Origin of the sequence: Corallococcus sp. AB049A, assembly GCF_003668885.1 — a bacterium.
Classification (GTDB): domain Bacteria; phylum Myxococcota; class Myxococcia; order Myxococcales; family Myxococcaceae; genus Corallococcus; species Corallococcus interemptor.
Window position 1 is genome coordinate 1 of record NZ_RAWL01000149.1, and the last position, 18,710, is coordinate 18,710.

Sequence of the window (18,710 nt, forward strand, 5' to 3'; positions counted from 1 at the left end):
GAAGAGGCCCATGCCGGGAAGGGGCTCGCTCATGGTTGCACCGTCGTCCTTCAGGATTGTGTCGTCTGGCCGAGCAGCCGGCCCATCATCTCGCGCGCCCGCTCCGCCTGGTCCGGCCGGACGTAGAGCCGCGTCAGTCGCACCGCGCCACTGTAGCGCTGGTAGAGCGGCGTGTAGCGCGCCACCTCCGTCAGCCTCCCCGTGGACACGTCCAGGATGAACAACCCCGGGCTGCCCCCGGTCGCGGAGGACCCCACGTACTTGCTGAGCGCCCCCTTGGACTGCACGGTGTAGTGCTCGAAGCCGCCGCTGGTGAGCGCGCTGCTCAGCACCTCCAGGTCGTAGCCCGTGTCGCGCTCCGTGAACTGCGCCAGCAGCTTGAAGCCCTGCCGCCGGCTGATGCGCTCCGCCCACCGGTTCTTCGAGCGGCGCAGCGTGTACCAGAGCGCCGCGTCGTCGCAGAGGAGGAAGGACTCCGGGTCGTGCGGAATCTCGAACTCGCCGGGCGTCTCCTCGTAGTACCTGCGCAGCATGTGGTCGAAGTTCACCGACGTGTGGTGCAGGTACACCGACACGAACATGTGGTAGCGGCTGAGCAGGAAGTCCTCGAACGCGAACGCCGCCGCGCGAGACAGCGCCAGCACCGCGCGCCCGTCCTTCACCGCCGGGTTCAGGTTGGAGACGATCCACTCCATGTCGTACCGGCCGTAGTTCACGCCCGTGTAGAACGAGTCGCGCAGCAGGTAGTCCATCCGGTCCGCGTCCAGCTCCCCGGAGACGATGGCGCGCAGGAGCGGCATCCAGTCCACGCCCTTGTGCGTGAAGCCCGGGTCCTTGGGCGGCTTCGCGCCGGTGATCAACGCCACCACCGCCATGGGGGTGATGCCGCGCGGGCCGAACTCCTTCTGGAGGACTTCCGTCAGCGAGCTGTCCAGCAGCAGCTTCGCCGTGTAGTCCTCGTGGGTCGCCTGCTCCCCTTCCGCCACGGCGTCCAGCCAGCCGGGCAGCCGCAGCAGCGACCGCCGGGGGGCGATGCGCTCGGAGGCGTGCGACAGGGGCATGTGCCCCAGGTCGTGGCAGAGCACCGCCAGGCGCACGGCGGTGCAGAAATGTTCACGCACATCGTCCGGCAGCTCGGAGCGGCTGGCCACGGCGTTGAAGACGCGCGAGGCGACGTACATGGCGCCCAGGCAGTGGGCATGGCGGGTGTGGGTGGCGCCGGGGAAGGCCATGTCCCCGAAGCCCAGCTGCCGCACGTAGCGCAGGCGCTGGTAGAAGCGGCTGTCGATGACGGCCTTCTCCGGGTCGCTCACCGGGATGACGCCGTGGATGGGGTCGCGAATCCGCATGTCGTTCTTGCCGGGCCGTCAGGCCAGGGGTGGCCGGTTGCCCTCCCAACGGGTCGCGCACCGTAGCGCATACCCCGTCAGGCGGTAGCCCCGTGAGGGACCGACCGATCACCATCCCACAGGCTGGGAAGGTCCCTGGGGACGTGCTAACCCTCAGGGCACTCCGAATGCACATCATCCTGCTGCACAATCGTGACCACGACCTCCTCGAGGACGACCCCGGGCGCGAAGCCCGCGAGGACGTGGTCCGGGTGGCCGAGAGCCTGGCCCACGCGCTCAGCCGTGACGGCGTGAACGCCGAGCCGCTCGCCATCGAAGGGGACAAGCTGGACTTCATGGAGGCCCTGCGCTTCCTCCAGCCGGACCTCGTGGTGAACCTCTGCGAGTCGCTGGCCGCCGACAGCCGCGGAGAGATGGCCGTCCCGTGCCTGCTGGACGCGCTGGGCCTGCCGTACACCGGCTCGTCCGCCCTCTCGCTGGGCCTGGCGCTGCACAAGCCCAAGGCCAAGGACGTGCTGCGCGCCCACGGCGTCTCCACCCCCGCCTCCTTCCTGGTGAAGAAGCGCGAGGACGCACTGGCGGTGGACCTGCCGTGGCCCCTCATCGTGAAGCCCGCGCGCGAGGACGCCAGCGTGGGCATGGACTTCGACTCCGTGGTGACGGAGCGCTCGGCGCTCGTGCGGGCGTGCGAGTCCGTGCTGCGCACCTTCCACCAGCCCGCGCTGGTGGAGCAGTTCATCCCGGGACGCGAGGTCTACGTCCCGCTGTTGGGCAACAACCCGCGGCAGGCGCTGCCGCTCACGGAGATCCACTTCGGCCGCGCGTTCGAAAACCGGCCGAACATCGTGTCGTACCGGGCCAAGTGGGAGGAGGAGTCACCGGAGTACCGGGACTCGCCCACGGGGCCCTGCCGGCTCGACGCAGTGCAGGAAGCGCGTTGCATCCAGACGGCGCTGGAAGCATTTGCAGCGCTGGATTGCCAGGACTATGGACGCGTGGACCTTCGGCTGTCGCCCGAGGGTGTGCCGTACGTCATCGACATCAACCCCAACTGCGACCTGCACCCGGGCGCGGGGTTCGCGAAGGCGGCGCAGGCCGCCGGCATGGACTACGCGGCCCTGGCCTCCCGTCTCGTGGAGGTCGCCCTCGAAAGGACCCATGGAAATCCGCACGCTCGAAAGAAAGGACCGGGAACCGCTCGCCGCGCTGATCCGGCGAATCGAAACCTTCTCGCAGGAGGAGCAGGACTGCGCCATCGAGCTGGTTGACACCGCGCTCACCGCGGGCAACCGCGACTACACCATCCTGGTGGCGGACCGCGGGCAGGACGGAGGCGGGCTGGTGGGCTACTGCTGCTACGGCCCCACGCCGATGACGGAGAACACCTTCGACCTGTACTGGATCGCCTCCGCGCAGGAAGTCCGGGGCCAGGGCATTGGCGCGGGACTCATCTCCGCCATGGAGGCCGACCTGCGCCGCCGCAAGGCGCGCATCATCCGCGTGGAGACGAGCGCCACGGAGGCCTACGGCCCCACGCGCGGCTTCTACGCGTCCATGAAGTACGGCGAGGAAGCCCGCATCAAGGACTTCTACAAGCAGGGCGACGACCTCATCATCCTGACCAAGCGCCTGTAATTCCCCGCCAGGAGCGGGCAGATGCCTTCCATGAACCGACCGATGCGACGCACCCGTCTGGGATTGTTGAGCCTGCTCGCCCTGCTGACAGGGGCGCCGTCCCCCACCTGGGCCCAGGCCCCCGCCGCGCTGAAGAACCAGGCGAAGGCCGCGGCGGCCAAGGCCCAGGCGAAGACGGCCCAAACGCCTCAAACGCAGGAGCTCTCCGACGCGCTGAAGGCCCCGCGCCCCAAGGGCGGCGAGTACTTCGGCCTGTACCTGATGGACAAGAAGGTGGGCTGGTTCTTCACCGACCTGACGGTGCTGCCGGGCAACAAGGCCCAGAGCATCAACGAGCTCATCTTCAAGGCGCAGGTGGGCACGCGCGTGTCGGAGCGCGTGCACCGCGAGGTGCGCGTCTACGAAGCGAAGCCGGGCGGCAAGCTGTTGTCCTTCACCGTCACGCAGAGGGGCGACGGCGGGGACAATGAATTGGTGGGCACGGTGACGGGCGATTCGTTGCGCGTGGTGCGCAAGCGCCCGGGCCAGCCGGATGAAATGCTCAAGCCCATGCCCCTGCCCAAGGAGACGGTGGAGGACGCGGATCAGGCGCGCGTGGCCCTGCTGCGCGGCCAGAAGGTGGAGGGCGTGGCGCTGGACGGCACGGACCTGGAGGGCTACCGCACCGTCACCACGGTGGAGGCCCCCGAGGAGCAGGTGCTGGGCGGCGTGAAGGTGAAGCTGTCGCGCGTGAGCACGCTGTCGGACAAGGAGAAGGTGCCGGTGGCGGCCTTCCTGACGACGGACGGCAAGATGGTGCGGGTGGACTTCGGCCAGACGATGCAGGCGCGTGCCGAGTCCGAGTCCGTGGCCAAGCGGATGGACCTGGTGGAGGTCTTCGGCCTCACGCGCGTGGTGCTGCCCAAGCCCCTGCCGGCGAAGGCACGTGAAGTTCCCGGCCAGGTGAAGCTGGTGATGAAGAACCTGCCGGAGAAGTTCCAGCAGGACACCTACCGGCAGAAGTACCAGCGGCTGCCGGACGGCCGCGTGGAGGTGACGCTGATTGCGGCGCCGCCTTCGCCCAAGGGGCGCGTGGCGCGGCCGGTGGCGGACCCCGACGGTGGGGAGAACCTCAAGTCCACGCTCGCGGTGGAGGCGGACGCGGCGGCCATCAAGGCGCAGGCGAAGAGCATCATCCGCGAGGAGAAGGACGCGTACACGGCGGCGCGGATGCTGTCCGCGTGGGTGTACAGCAATCTGCAGAAGGACTACGGCGCCAGCGCGGACCGGGCCACGGACGTGCTGCGCCAGAAGAAGGGCGACTGCACGGAGCACTCGCTGCTCACGGTGGCCATGCTGCGCGCGTCCGGCATCCCCGCGCGCCGCGTGGACGGCGTCATCTACATGGTGAACTCCGACGGCGTGCCCGCGCTGTACTGGCACGAGTGGGTGGAGGCCTACGTGGGCGAGTGGACCCAGTTGGATCCCACCTTCAACCAGCCCGTCGCGGACGCCACGCACTTCTACGTGGGCTACGAGGGGAACGCGGAGATCACGCCCCTCATCGGTTCGCTCCAGGTCACGGACGTGAAGTAGTCCCCTGAGCGTCAGTGGCCCGGCGCGGCCACCAGACGCTCCGAGAGCAGGCCCGCTTCGGTGATGGGCCGCTCGCAGACGAAGCCGCGGCAGAGGTACGCCGCGCCCTTCCCTTCCACGGGGTCGCGGCCCTCGAAGAGTTCCTGGAGGCGCGCGGGCGGAGCCGAGCCCGTGTCGTTCCAGCCGAAGGAGAACACGGGCGCGTACGTGCGGTTCGCGGCGGCCAGCAGCGGGGCCACGGCCTCGCGCGTGCCCGCGAAGGTGACGCCGGACGCGCCGTCCACCAGCGCGTCCGCCGCGAGCCCCAGGTGGCCGTAGCCCATGGGGTTTCGCACCAGTTGGTCGTGCAGCTTGGCGACGTAGTGTTCCGGGTGCTCCAGGTGGCACACGTCGCCGGTGAGCGCGGAGAGCGTCACCTGCGCCTCCGTCAGCGTGGACGCGCCGGAGGGGAACGCGTTGTCGAAGAGGCAGTAGGTCGCCACCACCAGGTCCTTCTGTCCCCGGGGCGCGGCGAGGTACGCCTGCTTCTCCTCGTCCCAGAACAGCTCCACCGCGCGGTGCGCGAGCGCATCCGCCGCGTCCAGGTACTTCGCGTCGAACGTGGCCTGGTAGAGCGCGGTGAGCCCGGCGGCGAAGTCGCCGTAGTCCTCCATGAAGCCGTCGATGCGGCCCTGGCCGTCCTGGTACGAGCGCAACAGCCGCTTGCCGTCCCACATCTTCGCGAGCACGAAGTCCGCCGCGTCCGAAGCGAGCTTCGCCCAGTCCGGACGGTTGAACACGCGCGAGGCCAGCGCGAGCCCGCGGATCATCAGCCCGTTCCAGCCCGCGAGAATCTTGTCGTCGCGGCCCGGCTTCACGCGCTGCTCGCGCAGGAGGAAGAGGACGCGGCGCGCTTCGGCCAGCTCCTTCTCCACGGCCTCCACGGAGCGGCCCTGCTCCTTCGCGAGCTGCTCCACGGGGACGACGACCTCCAGCACCGTGGCGCCGTGCTCGAAGTTGCCGCCGGGCTTGATGCCGAAGTGGCGCAGCACGGTGTCCGCCTGCTGTCCCACTGCCAACGCGGCGCGGACCTCCTCGGGGCGCCAGACGAAGAACTTCCCCTCCTCGCCTTCGCTGTCCGCGTCCTGCGTGGCGTAGAAGCCGCCGGCCGGGTCGGTCATCTCGCGGCGGACGTACTCGACGGTCTCCTCCACGACCTTGCGCCAGAGCGGCCGGGACTCCACCTGCTCGGCTTCCGAGTACAGGTGCAGCAGCTGGGCGTTGTCGTAGAGCATCTTCTCGAAGTGGGGCACCAGCCAGCGCTCGTCCACGGAGTAGCGGTGGAAGCCGCCGCCCAGCTGGTCGTAGATGCCGCCCAGCGCCATGCGCTCCAGCGTGCGGAACACCGCGGCCTTCAGGGGCTCGCCGCCGCCGCGCCGCCATGCGCGCAGGAGCAGCGCCACGTTCATGGGGTTGGGGAACTTGGGGGCGCCGCCGAAGCCGCCGTTCACCGGGTCCATGCGCTTGAGCATGGACTGGCCCATGGCGACGATGTCCTCCGCGGACAGGTGCGCGGGGTCGGCATCCAGGCCGTGGACGGACAGCTCTCCCAGGCCCTCCTGGAAGCGCTGGGCCTGCTCTTCGATATCCGCGGCCTTGTTCACCCACGCGTCGCGCAGCGCGGAGAGCAGGCGCGGGAAGCCGGGGCGGCCGTAGCGGTCGGACGGTGGGAAGTAGGTGCCGCCATAGAAGGGGCGCAGGTCCGGGGTGAGGAACACGGTGAGGGGCCAGCCCCCGCCCTGCCCCATGAGCTGCACGACGCCCTGGTAGATCTGGTCCAGGTCGGGGCGCTCCTCGCGGTCGACCTTGATGTTGATGAAGCCATCGTTCATCAGGCGCGCGATGTCGGGGTCCTCGAAGGACTCGTGGGCCATGACGTGGCACCAGTGACACGCGGAGTAGCCCACGGAGAGCAGGATGGGCTTGTTCTCCGCGCGGGCGCGGGCCAGGGCCTCTTCCCCCCAGGGGTACCAGTCCACGGGATTCGTGGCGTGCTGGCGCAGGTACGGCGACGGCTCCCGGGCCAGACGGTTGGTATGGGCAGAGGGGGGATGGTCGTCCATGGGGTGCTCCCGGTGTGCCACGGCTTCGAGGCCCTTCACATTGTGAGCCTGGGTTCGCGGGGGCAAGCTGAAATGGCCTCACTCCCTGCTGGCCAACGGCCCTCCGGTGCGCTTTGTCCAGGGGCGTGCGTGCGTCCGCCCACTCCAGCCCCGGCCCGGGAATGAAGGCGTGCCTGCTCCTGGTGGGACTGGGGGTGGTGGTGCGGCTCGCGCTGGCGCTGGGAACGGACGTCTACTTCGACGAAGCCTATTACTGGCAATGGGCCCGGCATCTCGCATGGGGATATTTCGACCATCCGCCGATGGTGGCGTGGCTCATCGCCGCGCTGGGCATCCGGGGGACGGCGCTCCTGTGCGGGCTGGGGACGGGCGTGGCGGTGTGGGGGCTGGCCCTGGACGTGTACCGCTCCCGCGAAGCGGCCTGGCGGGCGGTGGCGCTGTGGAGCGCGGTGCCGGTGGGCATCCTCTCCGGCGTCTGGGCGACGCCGGACTCGCCCATGCTGTTGTTCTGGGCGTTGGGGTTGTGGGCGCTGTACCGGGAGAAGTGGGTGCTGGCGGGGCTGACGTGTGGCCTGGCGCTGCTGTCGAAGTATCCGTCCGTGCTGCTGGGACTGGCGTTCATGGTCGCGGCGCTCAGGGCAAGGCGTCTGCCGGCCGGTGCGTGGGTGACGGCGGGGCTGGGGTTGCTGTGCTTCCTGCCGGTGGTGTTGTGGAACGCGAGCCATGACTGGGTGGGGTTCAAGTTCCAGCTGAACCACGGCCTGGGCGGAAGCGGTGGCTGGGCGACATTCGGCGAGTACGTGGCGGGTCAGTTCGCCATGGGCGGGCCGGTGCTGTTCCCGCTGGCGCTGGTGTACGCGGTGCGAGGGCCGAAGGAGCAGTTCCTCTTGCGCGTGGCGGCGGTGATTCCGCTGCTGTTCTTCGGCTACGCGGCGGCGAGGACGCGGGGTGAGGCGAACTGGCCGGCGGCGGCGTACGTGGCAGCGTGCATCGGCGTGGCGGGGATGCGGCCGGTGTGGCAGCGCGCGGCGGCATGGAGCGGGATGGCGGTGGTGCTGGCGGTGACGTCGCACCTGCTGTTCCCGGTGCTGACGTTCGAGCGCGACGTGGTGCTGGCGAGGACGCACGGCTGGGGCTTGCTGGAGCGGCTGAGGACGCCGGAGCAGCTGTTCCCGGGCATGGCGCCGGGTCCTACGCCCATCTACGCACCCACGTACCAGCTGGCGTCACAGCTGGCGTACGCGACGGGCGCGGAGACGGACACGGTGGGCCCGTCCCGGCGCAAGAGCCAGTACGACCTGTGGCCCGAGCTGGAGTTGAAGCCTGGGCAGGACGTGCTGTGGTGCTCGGACAACGGCACGGCGCCCCCGGCGGAGCTGGTGCAACGCTTTGGTTCCGTGGAAGGCCCCGTGAAGCTCACGGGGGTCTTCCGAGGGCGAAGGCTGCACACGTTCACGGTGTGGCGGCTGGCTAACCGGAATTGGTTACAGCAAAGAAATCGATAGTCGCGTAACGATCCAAGCAGCTCCCAACGAATGCCAAGACAGAGGCGGCGGAGAAGCATTACGCAGCAGCCAAGGACGAGGAAGCCGAAGTAAGCATCGTCGAGCCTCTTCAGGAGTTTTCCCACACGCCTCTGTGCGGGTCCATTCCATCAGTCGAAATCAAGCCGTCATGCCCGACAGGCCGAACTGCTTGCGAGGCAGCACCTCTCACGGGATGCCGCTTCGAAGCATGAAGGCGATGGCTTCAAGCTCCGCCCTTTCGCTCGCACAAGGGCAGCCCAGCCTTTTCTTGGCCCGAGGAGGAGGCAACGGTGGCGCCACGCGCTACCAGAATGCGTTGGGAACGAGTTCGCGGACTATGCTGCTCAATCTGAGAACACCCTTTGCCCCCGGCCAGCCAGCCCTGACTTTCGTTAGGTGCTGCAATTCGTGGAGCCAAGAAGTGCCGGGACTTTCGCAGACACTTTATTCCTGAGCGCAGGTATATCCAATGCGACACACACAAGCGGAAGCTTTCGTTCGATGCCCTTACCGGCTCCGGACTCTGACGCTGCGCTCATCCCCCCCCAATTCGTCAGCGACCAATGCCGCAGGCAACTGCCAAGCTCCTGCTGCAACTTAGGCACCCGCACCAGCGCTGGAGCGCCAACATTGGACCGTTGACCTCGCTTCCCCTCTGCTCGATGATTGCTCCGTGCCCAACGAAAGAGTGACCGAGAACTTAGTGCGCGATGCGCTTCGCGACCTTGACTACTACAAGAATGAGAACGACATCGTCGTGGAGGAGCAGAAGAGTCAGATTGAAGCAGTCAAGTGGCTCTTGAAAGATGGCAGCAAGAGTGGTGGTGGTGGTCGTGGTGCGCCTGAATTCATCATTAGTTCCGCAGGAACTCCAGACTTTCTGCTAATCATTGAATGCAAGGCAGATACCAAGCACCACGAAAGTCCCAAGCGAAATGACCCAGTCCACTTCGCCGTCGACGGGGTGCTGCACTACGCCGGGAAACTTGCTCGCGATTTCAACGTAATCGCGGTTGCCGTTAGTGGACAGTCCAAGTCGAGCCTTAAGGTTTCAACGTATATCCAAGCAAAGGGAGCCAAGACCTTCAAGCCGCTCACGACGAAATCGGGGAAAGAAATTCACCAACTGCTTTCATGGCCAGACTACATCGAGTACGGGACCTTCGATCCGGAGGTAACGCAACGGCGTCTCGATGACCTGATGGCATTCTCACGCGAACTCCATGAGTTCATGCGTGACCATGCCAAACTTACGGAGAGCGAGAAACCGCTTTTAGTGAGCGGGACTCTGATTGCGTTGCGCAATGTGCCGTTCGCCAAGAGCTTCTCCGACTACACGCCGGAGGAACTTCAGCGTCAGTGGCTGCGGGTTATCAAGGAAGAGATCAATAAGGCCGATCTCCCGAACTCGAAAAAGAACAACATGACGCAGCCATACTCTTCAATCGCCGTCCACCCTGAATTGGGAAAGGCGACCAAGGCATATCCTCGCGGCGTCTTGAACGAGTTGATTCGGATGCTCAACGAGAAGGTTTGGCCCTTTATCAGCGCGTACAACGACTTCGACATTGTGGGTCGATTCTACGGTGAATTCCTTAAGTACACAGGTGGAGACAAAAAGGCTCTTGGCATTGTACTCACTCCTCGCCATATCGCCGAACTCTTCACGCTAATTGCGAATGTCACACCAAAGAGCAAGGTCCTGGATTTTTGCTGTGGAACCGGTGGGTTCCTCGTTTCCTCCATGAACGCAATGATGCGGCAGGCCGTCACCGACGCACAGCGGAAGCGGATCAAGGAGGAGTGCCTAATCGGAGTAGAACAACAGCCAAACATGTACGCCTTAGCTGCCTCCAACATGATTCTGCGTGGTGACGGCAAAGCCAACCTGTACCAAGGAAGTTGCTTCGATCCCGCAATCGTCAAGGCTATCAAGGGCCATGGTTGCGATGTCGGAATGATCAATCCGCCCTATTCTCAGTCGGACGAGGATCTACACGAGCTTGTCTTTGTGCGCGACATGCTTAATTGCCTCAAGAAGGGCGGGACGGGCATCGCCATCGTTCCAATCACCTGCGCCACGGCCCCCCACCCTGTCCGAGAGGAGGTGCTTGCGCACCACACCCTCGAAGCAGTCATGTCGATGCCTGGCGAGCTCTTTTACCCTGTAGGCACTGTGACCTGCATCATGGTGTTTACGGCGCACGTACCGCATGCCGAGTCTGACAGATCAACTTGGTTTGGCTATTGGCGTAATGACGGTTTCGTGAAGACGAAGCACCGAGGGCGCGTCGATCTGGATGGCAAGTGGCCTAGTATCCGAGACAGGTGGGTGAAGGCCTTCAAGAACCGCGATGAAATCGCTGGGCTCAGCGTGAAGCAGCAGGTGACGCCTGAAGATGAGTGGTGTGCTGAGGCGTACATGGAAACGGACTACTCAACAATCTCGCAGGAAGACTTTGAGCGGGAAATCAAGAAGTATGTCGTCTTCCGGCTCCTAAATGAGCACGATGCAAATGGGACAGACGCGAATGGGGATGAGGAGCAGGAGTAAAGATGCCCAGGCTCAACGAACTCTTTGATGTCTCCTATGGAAGCAAGCTGGATCTCAACAAGATGTCTACCGTACGCGCTGGCAATCCACGCGCCGTGAATTTCGTGTCGCGCTCAAGCCGAAATCACGGAATTAGCGCTCATGTTGAGATGATTCCGGACATAGCCCCATTTGACGCGGGATTGATCACCGTTGCCCTGGGAGGCACGAAGCTACTTTCGTCGTTCGTCCAGGAGCGTCCCTTTTACACTGCCCAAAACGTGGCAGTTCTCAGGCCCAAGAAAGCGATGACATTTGCAGAAGCGGTATATTACTGCGTTTGCATCCGGCACAACAGGTTCCGCTACAGTGCTTTTGGGCGCGAGGCCAATCGAACGCTCAAGACGCTGGAGGTTCCTGCTCGGAATGCCGTTCCTACCTGGGTTTTCGACGCGCCCATTGGTGACATGTCCGAGCTACGAAGGCCGGCTGGAAAGCCTTTGCACCGCCCCCTCACGCCTGCCGGGTGGGCTTGGTTCCAGCTGCAGGACCTGTTCGAGATCAAAAAGGGGAAGCGCCTGACGAAGCTCAATATGACGCCAGGAACTACTCCATTTGTGGGCGCAATTGACAAGAACAATGGTGTGTCAGCGACCGTCAGTCAACCACCAATCCATGAGGCAAACACGATCACCGTCAACTACAATGGGTCCGTCGCAGAGGCGTTCTATCAGCCAGTGCCGTATTGGTGTTCGGATGACGTCAACGTCCTCTATCCCAAATTTGAGCTCAATCCTTTCCGAGCCCTCTTTCTTACGACGGTGATCAGAAAGGAGGCCTACCGATTTAACTATGGCCGCAAATGGCATCTCGACAGGATGCGGCAGTCGAAAATCAAGCTGCCTGCAACCAAGCGAGGTGAGCCCGACTGGACCTGGATCGAGTCGTTTGTTCGGAGCTTGCCATATACGACTCAGATTGAGTCCGACTTATCTGCATCTAGCTCCTAATCCTACAGTCGTATTTCGGAAGACACCGCAACCCTCCTCATGCTCCCTCATCAGGAGGAGGATCGCGGAGCCTTCCGAGCTACAGATGTAGGGGTAAAGTTCTGGCCCGAATGGCAAAACAGTTATGCGCCGCCACTGGCTCTCCATGATACAACCCGACCTATCTCAGCTATATCTGCCGGCACTCGCAGGATGAACACAGCAGCATGACGAAGAGGAACGCGAAGTAACTCCGTGCTGCCAGACGTCCCGAGAGTGCTCGGGGCCTGCGGTTCTTGAAGAACAGCGTCAGGTTGATGACCGCCATTCCCAGGGGCAGCAGGAAGAGCCAGCTTTTGGTCAGCCATAGATAGAGTCCCACCGCTCCGGCCATCACCGTGAAGGCAATCACCGCGCTGGCCGTGGAGCCCACTTCATCGCTGTACAGCTTCTCCCCTGGCTTGGTCGTCCCAGGCCACGCGGTCTTCCGCATGACCTCCCAGTGCAGATACAGGAAGACCATGGCCAGGATGGCCAGCGGGCCCTGGGGATTCAGTGGCGTCCCTGTGCACTCCGCGTGCGCCACCCAGACGTAGAGGCCGTGGCCCACGTGCAGTTGGATGGCGATTCCAATCATCAGGAACATGCTGCGCTGGTACGGCGCCCAATTCTTCTCCAGCCACCAGAGCACCAGGGCGTGCACCATGATGCCCAACAGGATGGCGGCCCTTATCCACGACACCGCCAGGTTCGTTCCGAGCAACACGGCCGCGTTGAGCCCGAGCGCCACATACAGGTCCCCGAAGCTGACGTCCCCTTTCGCCAGGCCCCGGTCCGGGTTGTAGACCAGGTCGTATTCGTAGTCGCGCAACTCATCCACGATGCGCATGAAGTAGCCCACGCCGAAGATGCTCAGCGCGACGTGCAGCAGGTCCGGGGAGAACGCCAGTCCCCTGCCCCCATCGAGCACTCCGAACATCCCGTCCAGGCTCACGCACCACAGTGTGATCACCAACAGGTAGAACAGTGGCGGGTAACGCTGCACGGAGAAGCGCAGCGTTGCCCTGGCCCGCTCCATGACGGTCCTGCTCATGCCGCCACCAGCGTGACCGTTCCCGTGGAACCGTCCACCCGAACCCTTGCTCCGTCAGGGATTCGCGTGGTCGCGTTCGCCACGCCCACCACCGTGGGGATTCCGAACTTCCGGCCCGCGATGGCCGTGTGCGACAGCATGCTGCCTCGCTCCACTACGATTCCCCCAGACGCCAGCATCAGGAACAGCCAGCCCGGATCCGTCTCCTTCGCGATGAGGATGTCATCCTTGCCCAGCGTGCCCACCGCTCCAGGGTCCAGCACGATGCGCGCGGTGCCCTCCACGATGCCCGCGCTTGAACCGATTCCCTTGAACAGCGCGGTGTCTTCGCCGGCCGCCTCCACTGCCCTGGGGATTCCGTCCGCCACGCTGCCCACCGTGGTGAAGTCCCGTGGCGGCTGACGGTCCTGGTTGTCCTGCTGCTCCCTGCGCCGCAGCTTCGCGAGCGCTCCCAGGTTCCTCGTGACGCTTCGGCCTTCGAAGTGGTCCAGCACCTCGCGCATCGTGAGGTAATGCACGTCCAGCGGCGCAGCCAGCACGCCCCGCTCCGTCATTCGCTGCCCCAGCGCCGCGAACACCTTCTTGCTGAAGCCAAAGAGCTGGCCTCGCCAGAACCGGCTGGTCTCGCGCAGGCCAATCACCGTCCTCAGCTTCTCCAGCAACTGCTCGATGGCCAGCTTCCGCAGCGGATGCCCCTGGAGGAGCGTGGCCAGCTGCGCCTCTGCTTCCGTGCGCCTCGCCCTGTCGGAAGCCCTCAGCTCCTCACGCGTAACCGACGTCCTCGAGTAGGACTGGACCACCCGCACCAGCTCCCACGGCGTGTCACGCAGGTTCGGGCGCTCCACGTTCAGCTCCTGCACGCCCCGGTCTCCGAACTCGCTCAGGTGCTCCCGGAAGGCCCGGGCCACTCCAGGCGGCACGTCCCCTGCGTCGATGCTCTTCCAAAGGGCTTCCGCCTCCCCTTCGTCGAAGCGCTTCGCCAGCGCCGGATCCGCGCGCACCATCTCCGCGAGCGCCACCGCGGAGAGCAGTGCGTGGGTGCCCGCGTCCGGCTTTCCTCCGCACATCAGGCCCACCAGCAGCGCGCTCGGGTCCTCACCCGTCCACTTGAGCAACAGCCTGCGCGCCAACCCGAAGCACGAGTTGATGTACCAGTGGTTGATCAGCGTCAGCCCCCACCAGTTCCCCACCTCCGTCCAGACGCGCCGGAAGTGATGGATGAGGACCAGCGGGTCCTCCTTCTCCACCGGCAGGGCCCTCAGCCCCGCCAGCGTCTGCTTCCACCACGTCTCGAACGCTTCGAAGTCCCGCTGGAACGTCGCGGTGACGCTCAACGCTCCCAGCGCTGAACGGCCCAGCGCGTACGCATAGCTCGCGGTGCTGGGGAAACTCTCGCGGTGCCCCGGCAGCCGGATGACCAATGACGCGTCACGCTGGAGCACGTCCTCCAGGTCCCGCATGGACGTGGCCGCGATGAACGGGTTGATGCCATTGACGTGCATCAGGTTCGACAGCGAGTGGTAGACGCGCCCGTCGATGAACCCCAGCATGTTCTGGAACGCGGGCGTCTGGTCGTGCAGGGCCCTCGCGTCCGCGCCCTTCATGCGGCGCAGCAGGTCGTAGAAGATGACCTCGTAGAAGTAGCTGGCCAGCGAGTACGTCAGCGGCGTCGTGACGCCCGGGAAGCTCTCCGACACGTTGCCGCAACCCCAGACGCGGATCTTCCGGAAGTCGAAGGCGATGGGCCTCGCCTGCAACACGTGCAGCGTGCCGTCCTCCGTGAAGGTGCCCTCGATGTCCTGGGGCATGCCGAAGCTGCGCTCGATTTCCTTCGCCAGCGTGGCCAGGCGCTTCAGCTCTTCATCCGTGAGGCATGGCGCGTCCCGCAGCGACTCCGGCACGGGTCGGCGGACCAGCTCGCCTCCGGGCTCCGGGTTCTCGCAGAGCATGTCCGCCTTGTGGCCCAGCTGCCGGTCGATGTGGCCCGTCTCCGGGTGGATGAAGTAGTGGTCCACTCCCACCTTCTCCTGGACTACTCCCTCCCCGATGCCGTGCCCCGCGACCACCAGCGTGCGCCGCTCCGTCGTCTTCGGGTCGCACGTGAAGGCCACGAAGGAACGGCGGCCCGGAATCATCCGCTGCACTCCCACCGCCACCATGAGGCCCCGAACGTCGCGGCCCTGCGCCAGCCGGTAGATGAGCCCTTCCGGCGTGTAGGCGGAGGCCCAGCAGCGGCGGATGCGATTGAGCAACGTGTCCCTCCGCACGTAGAGGAACGTGGAGCTCACTCCCGCGAACGGATCCGTCTCCGAGTCCTCGCTCTCCTCCAGCGCGCGGCCCACCACGGAGGCGCGCACGGCCACCAGGCCTCCCTCTCCGAAGGTCCGGTCAAAGGCAGCCAGGATGGCGGCTTCGCGGTCCGCGCCCAGGGGGACCTGGAGGAAGAGCTGTTCAATCTCCTCCGCCACGCGGCGGATGTCCTGATGCGAGGTCCGGTCCACCGCCGTGGTGAGCCGGTCGATGGCGGCCTGGAGGGGCCTCGCCACCTCCTGGAACATCGTGATGGTGAGGCAGAAGAACTCGGGGACCGGGAAGCCGTGCCTCGCCAGGTGCTGCTGGCGCGCGAACTTCTGGCCGACGTACCGCGGATCACCGGCCTCGGTCATGGAGACGAGCGGAAGGGGGGAAGCCATGTCAGGGGATTCCTTCAGGAACGAAAGTCATTGAGCGCGCTTCGCAGGGCATCCACCGGAGACCTCGCCAACAGGTCCTCCGGCCCGAGCACCGCCGCGAGCCGCGAGACATCCAGACACTGGGATTGGGTCAGCAACTCCAGACGCTCCGACAACGCGCGGGCACGCCGGCTGGGGACTTCCCTCAAGGCCCTCGGCACCCAGGCCGGGGCACGGACCTTCACGGTGGCATCAGGCAGTCCCAGCCCCCGGGCCACCGTGCCCAGGAACTCCCCGCGCAGCAGCGGGCGTGTGTACGCGGCGTTGAACGCCTGCTGCTCAGGCCTCGGCGTCTCCACCATCCGGCGCGCGAGCCTCCACAGGATGCGGCCCAGGTCATCCACGTCGATGACCGAGCACCCCACGGTGTCGCTCCCCATCTGCACTCCACGCCTCAGGAGCTTCACCATCGCGGGCAGGACGAACCGGTCCCCGCGCCCCAATAGAAACCGCGTACGAATCAGCGCCGCGTGCAGGCCCGTCCGCACCGCGTGCTCCGTGATGACCGCCTCGGCCGCCACGCGCGAGCGGGCCAGGGCGGTGACGGGCCGGAGCGGATGGTCCTCCTTCACGCCCCGGTGGGGGCCCGCGCCATACACGGACATGGAGCTGCCGAAGAGGACGCCCCGGCAGTCACCGGTGAGCCGCGACAGCAGACGGCGCGTCCCGTCCACGTTGGTCCGTTCGTAGCCCGTGCCGTCGGTGTCCCGCTGCTTCGTGGCCAGGTGCAGGACGACGTACGGGTACGGCGGGAACAACGCGTCCGGGATGCCGTGCAGGTCTCCCCGCACGACGTGCACGCCGTCTCCCCAGTCGCGGCCGTCGGGCGAGCGCACCAGCGCATGCACGGGATGCTCCCCGCGCTGGAGCAGGAACGCTTGCCCCACCATGCCGGTCGCGCCCGTGAGCACGACGCCGAATCCGCCTACCAGACCCATGGGACCAGCCGCTTGCGGCTCGCCGCGTACTCGGCGTAGCCCGGGAAGGAGCCCAACAGCAGCCGCTCCTCGTGCCGGATGCGCAGGAGGACAGCCGGGACGAAGAGCAGCGCGAAGACGGCGATGCCCACGACCGCGGGGAACACCAGCAGGTAGCCCACGTGCGCCAGCAACATGCCGGTGTATGCCGGGTGCCTCAGCCTCCGGTACACACCTTCCGTCACCAGCAGGCTCGCGTCCGGCAGACGCACGCGGTGCGAGTAGGCCTTCCCCAACGTGCGGATGGCCGTGAGCCGCAGCGACACCCCGGCGATGAAGCAGGCCAGCCCCACCGCGCGCGGCACGGGCCCACGTTCCAACGTGGGCAGCGCGACCGCGAGGAGAATCGTGGTCAGGCGGGCAATCGCATACAGCTCCAGCGTGGCGCTGTCCCGCTCCGCCGTGGGCTTGCTCGTCTCCCGCAGCGTGACCCGGCTCTCCACCAGCATCCACGTCACGTACAGCCCCAGCATCAGCGCCGCGATGGGCCGGCTGTCCTCCGGCGTGCGCAGGACCTGCCGGATGCCCAGGGGAATCAACAGGCCCACGCCCGTCACCAGGAGCAGCGTGGGCATCCACCGGTGCAGGCCCTTCATGACGCCTCCTTCGCGCTCACGGCGCCAATCAGCCCCGAATAGCAGCAGGTGTCCTCCTGCCAGCCCTGCACGGCGATCCACATGCGGTTGCGGCGCCCGTCGCTGCGCACCGGCTCCGCCCACTCCGGGAGCCGGAAGCTGGTGAAGGTGCGGATCACCACCGGCACGTCGTTGCGCACGAAGCGCCGGAACTCCAACGTCAGGCGCGTCAGGATGAGCGTCCAGTCCAGCGGCAGCCCCACGCCATGGATGGCCGCGATGGCCGCCTGCCGCGCCAGCTCCGTGAGCAACATGCCCTGCACGTGGCCGGAGGGATGGTCGAAGACGAACTCCGGGGACTCGGTGAACGCGTTGAACTGGTGGAGCGCGCCCACCCGGCACGCGTTGGCCAGGAGCACGTTCGCCGGGTCGCGCTTGTGCACGAGCACCGGGTCGATGCGCTCAAGCGGCCGGGCCTGCTCCGCTTCACTGAAGGACTGCCGGCCTTCGGAGACGGCGTTGCGCACGGGGATGCGGGCCAGGAGCTCGGAGACGTTCTCCGGCGGATCCTTCTTCCACGGGCCGCCCACGCGCACGCCCACCGGCGTCGCGTCCCCCCACTGCGCCAGCTCGGGGAAGTCCGCGGCGCGCGTGCCCAGGTAGAGGCCGCAGTGCTCCTGGAGCGCGGCGGCCAGGAACTCCGCCTCCTCCACGTTCTTCACCGGGATGCGACAGGGGTGCTCGACCTCCGGCAACAACGGCTCCGGCACGAGCAGGAAGGAAACGGCCTCCGGCGACGCCACCCGCACACGCCTGTCGGGATGGCTGGAATCGGAATCCATGTCTGCCTTTCTCCAGCTGAGGGGGAAAGGCAGTCTAGGAATCGCGATGTCTCAACACGAGAACCGGGGAAGGCCCGCTTCCTCCCAGAGGAACATCAGACCCGAGAGGATTCACAGGCCTGTTTCATGAACCGCCATGACACGTCGCGAAATGCGACTCAGGTCAAGACAGATGGTGCGGCTGGCGTTTCACTGCCCCTCGGGAGACTCCGGTTCGCAGCGCACCAGCACGTCCAGCCGCTCTCCCCCACCGCCACCCGCACGTGGTGGGTCTGCGTGAGGATGCCGTTCGTGGGGTCGAAGCCCTTCCAGCCGACCTCCGTAGGATGAGGCAGAAGGGGAAGATGCGCTTCGTGCCGCGCTGATCCGCATGGACGGAGAACGTCACGCCCTGGTTCATCAGCGCCCGCTCCGCCAGCGCCTGCCCGTTCCAACAGCCACAGCACGTACGGCCGGGGCGTGCCGCCCGTGCCCAGCAGCTCAGCCCAGGTGCCCGGCTGGATGGCGTATCCGTCGAAGAGTCCTCGGACCTGAAGCTGTCTCATGGTGGACCTCGTCTCGTTGCCGAAGACAAACGACGCCCCGAGTCAGTCGCACTGTGGGGAGGGCGGGAGGCGTGCGACAGGAGCGGGCCCCTGGCGTACGCGTTCCCGATGGCGGCGGCCGGTGGTGAACACATGAAACGCGCGTGACGCGGGCGGGACGCAGCCTGCCGGACAGTCGGGCGGGACGCGGGTTGTAGGCCGGCGGGTGCGTGATGACGGTGCGCCCCCGGTACGGGT

13 protein-coding genes are annotated in these 18,710 nt (G+C 66.1%); 6 read left to right on the plus strand and 7 right to left on the minus strand.

Features of this window, described 5'->3' with window-relative positions:
• Positions 1-50: 50 nt before the first annotated feature.
• Positions 51-1,349 (minus strand): HD domain-containing protein, encoded by a 1,299-nt coding sequence (locus D7X55_RS17745; protein ID WP_120551811.1) that lies wholly within the window; start codon positions 1,347-1,349, stop codon positions 51-53.
• Positions 1,350-1,516: 167 nt separating this feature from the next.
• On the opposite strand from D7X55_RS17745, the gene D7X55_RS17750 reads away from it, so the two are divergent.
• From D7X55_RS17750 to D7X55_RS17760, 3 genes are read left to right on the plus strand one after another with little or no spacing between them, the layout of a single operon-like run.
• Positions 1,517-2,617, plus strand: coding sequence for an ATP-grasp domain-containing protein (locus D7X55_RS17750; RefSeq protein ID WP_121723684.1), 1,101 nt, complete (start codon positions 1,517-1,519; stop codon positions 2,615-2,617).
• Positions 2,508-2,984 (plus strand): GNAT family N-acetyltransferase, encoded by a 477-nt coding sequence (locus D7X55_RS17755; protein ID WP_120551823.1) that lies wholly within the window; start codon positions 2,508-2,510, stop codon positions 2,982-2,984. Before D7X55_RS17750 ends, D7X55_RS17755 begins: the two co-directional genes overlap by 110 nt.
• Positions 2,985-3,026: 42 nt before the next feature.
• Positions 3,027-4,559 carry a transglutaminase family protein gene (locus D7X55_RS17760; protein ID WP_233609905.1) on the plus strand — a complete coding sequence of 511 codons (1,533 nt, stop codon included), beginning with the start codon at positions 3,027-3,029 and terminating at the stop codon, positions 4,557-4,559.
• Positions 4,560-4,570: 11 nt separating this feature from the next.
• On the opposite strand, the gene D7X55_RS17765 is transcribed toward D7X55_RS17760, so the two are convergent.
• Positions 4,571-6,661, minus strand: coding sequence for a thioredoxin domain-containing protein (locus D7X55_RS17765; RefSeq protein ID WP_121723686.1), 2,091 nt, complete (start codon positions 6,659-6,661; stop codon positions 4,571-4,573).
• A gap of 125 nt (positions 6,662-6,786) precedes the next feature.
• Between D7X55_RS17765 and D7X55_RS17770 the strand changes: the two genes are divergently transcribed.
• The 3 genes from D7X55_RS17770 to D7X55_RS17780 all read left to right on the plus strand — a co-directional run bounded on the left by D7X55_RS17770 (position 6,787) and on the right by D7X55_RS17780 (position 11,730).
• Positions 6,787-8,166 carry a glycosyltransferase family 39 protein gene (locus tag D7X55_RS17770; RefSeq protein ID WP_233609906.1) on the plus strand — a complete coding sequence of 460 codons (1,380 nt, stop codon included), beginning with the start codon at positions 6,787-6,789 and terminating at the stop codon, positions 8,164-8,166.
• Positions 8,167-8,860: 694 nt separating this feature from the next.
• The gene (locus D7X55_RS17775; protein ID WP_121723688.1) at positions 8,861-10,741 is read left to right on the plus strand and encodes a class I SAM-dependent DNA methyltransferase; all 1,881 of its coding nucleotides are present in this window, start codon (positions 8,861-8,863) and stop codon (positions 10,739-10,741) included.
• 2 nt (positions 10,742-10,743) lie between these two features.
• Positions 10,744-11,730 carry a restriction endonuclease subunit S gene (locus tag D7X55_RS17780; RefSeq protein ID WP_121723689.1) on the plus strand — a complete coding sequence of 329 codons (987 nt, stop codon included), beginning with the start codon at positions 10,744-10,746 and terminating at the stop codon, positions 11,728-11,730.
• Between the two features lie 169 nt (positions 11,731-11,899).
• On the opposite strand, the gene D7X55_RS17785 is transcribed toward D7X55_RS17780, so the two are convergent.
• The 5 genes from D7X55_RS17785 to D7X55_RS17805 are packed head-to-tail and all read right to left on the minus strand — an operon-like array spanning position 11,900 to position 17,928.
• The gene (locus D7X55_RS17785; protein WP_233609907.1) at positions 11,900-12,802 is read right to left on the minus strand and encodes a hypothetical protein; all 903 of its coding nucleotides are present in this window, start codon (positions 12,800-12,802) and stop codon (positions 11,900-11,902) included.
• A complete protein-coding gene (locus D7X55_RS17790) occupies positions 12,799-15,495 on the minus strand; it encodes a PEP/pyruvate-binding domain-containing protein (protein ID WP_121723690.1) in 2,697 nt (898 codons plus the stop codon). The genes D7X55_RS17785 and D7X55_RS17790 overlap by 4 nt, the downstream gene beginning before the upstream one ends.
• Before the next feature lie 14 nt (positions 15,496-15,509).
• Entirely contained in the window at positions 15,510-16,445 is a 936-nt protein-coding gene (locus tag D7X55_RS17795; protein WP_233609908.1) for an NAD(P)-dependent oxidoreductase, read from the minus strand.
• Positions 16,446-16,459: 14 nt separating this feature from the next.
• Positions 16,460-17,107 (minus strand): isoprenylcysteine carboxylmethyltransferase family protein, encoded by a 648-nt coding sequence (locus D7X55_RS17800; RefSeq protein WP_121723692.1) that lies wholly within the window; start codon positions 17,105-17,107, stop codon positions 16,460-16,462.
• A complete protein-coding gene (locus D7X55_RS17805; RefSeq protein ID WP_121723693.1) occupies positions 17,104-17,928 on the minus strand; it encodes an AfsA-related hotdog domain-containing protein in 825 nt (274 codons plus the stop codon). Before D7X55_RS17805 ends, D7X55_RS17800 begins: the two co-directional genes overlap by 4 nt.
• Positions 17,929-18,710 lie beyond the last annotated feature (782 nt).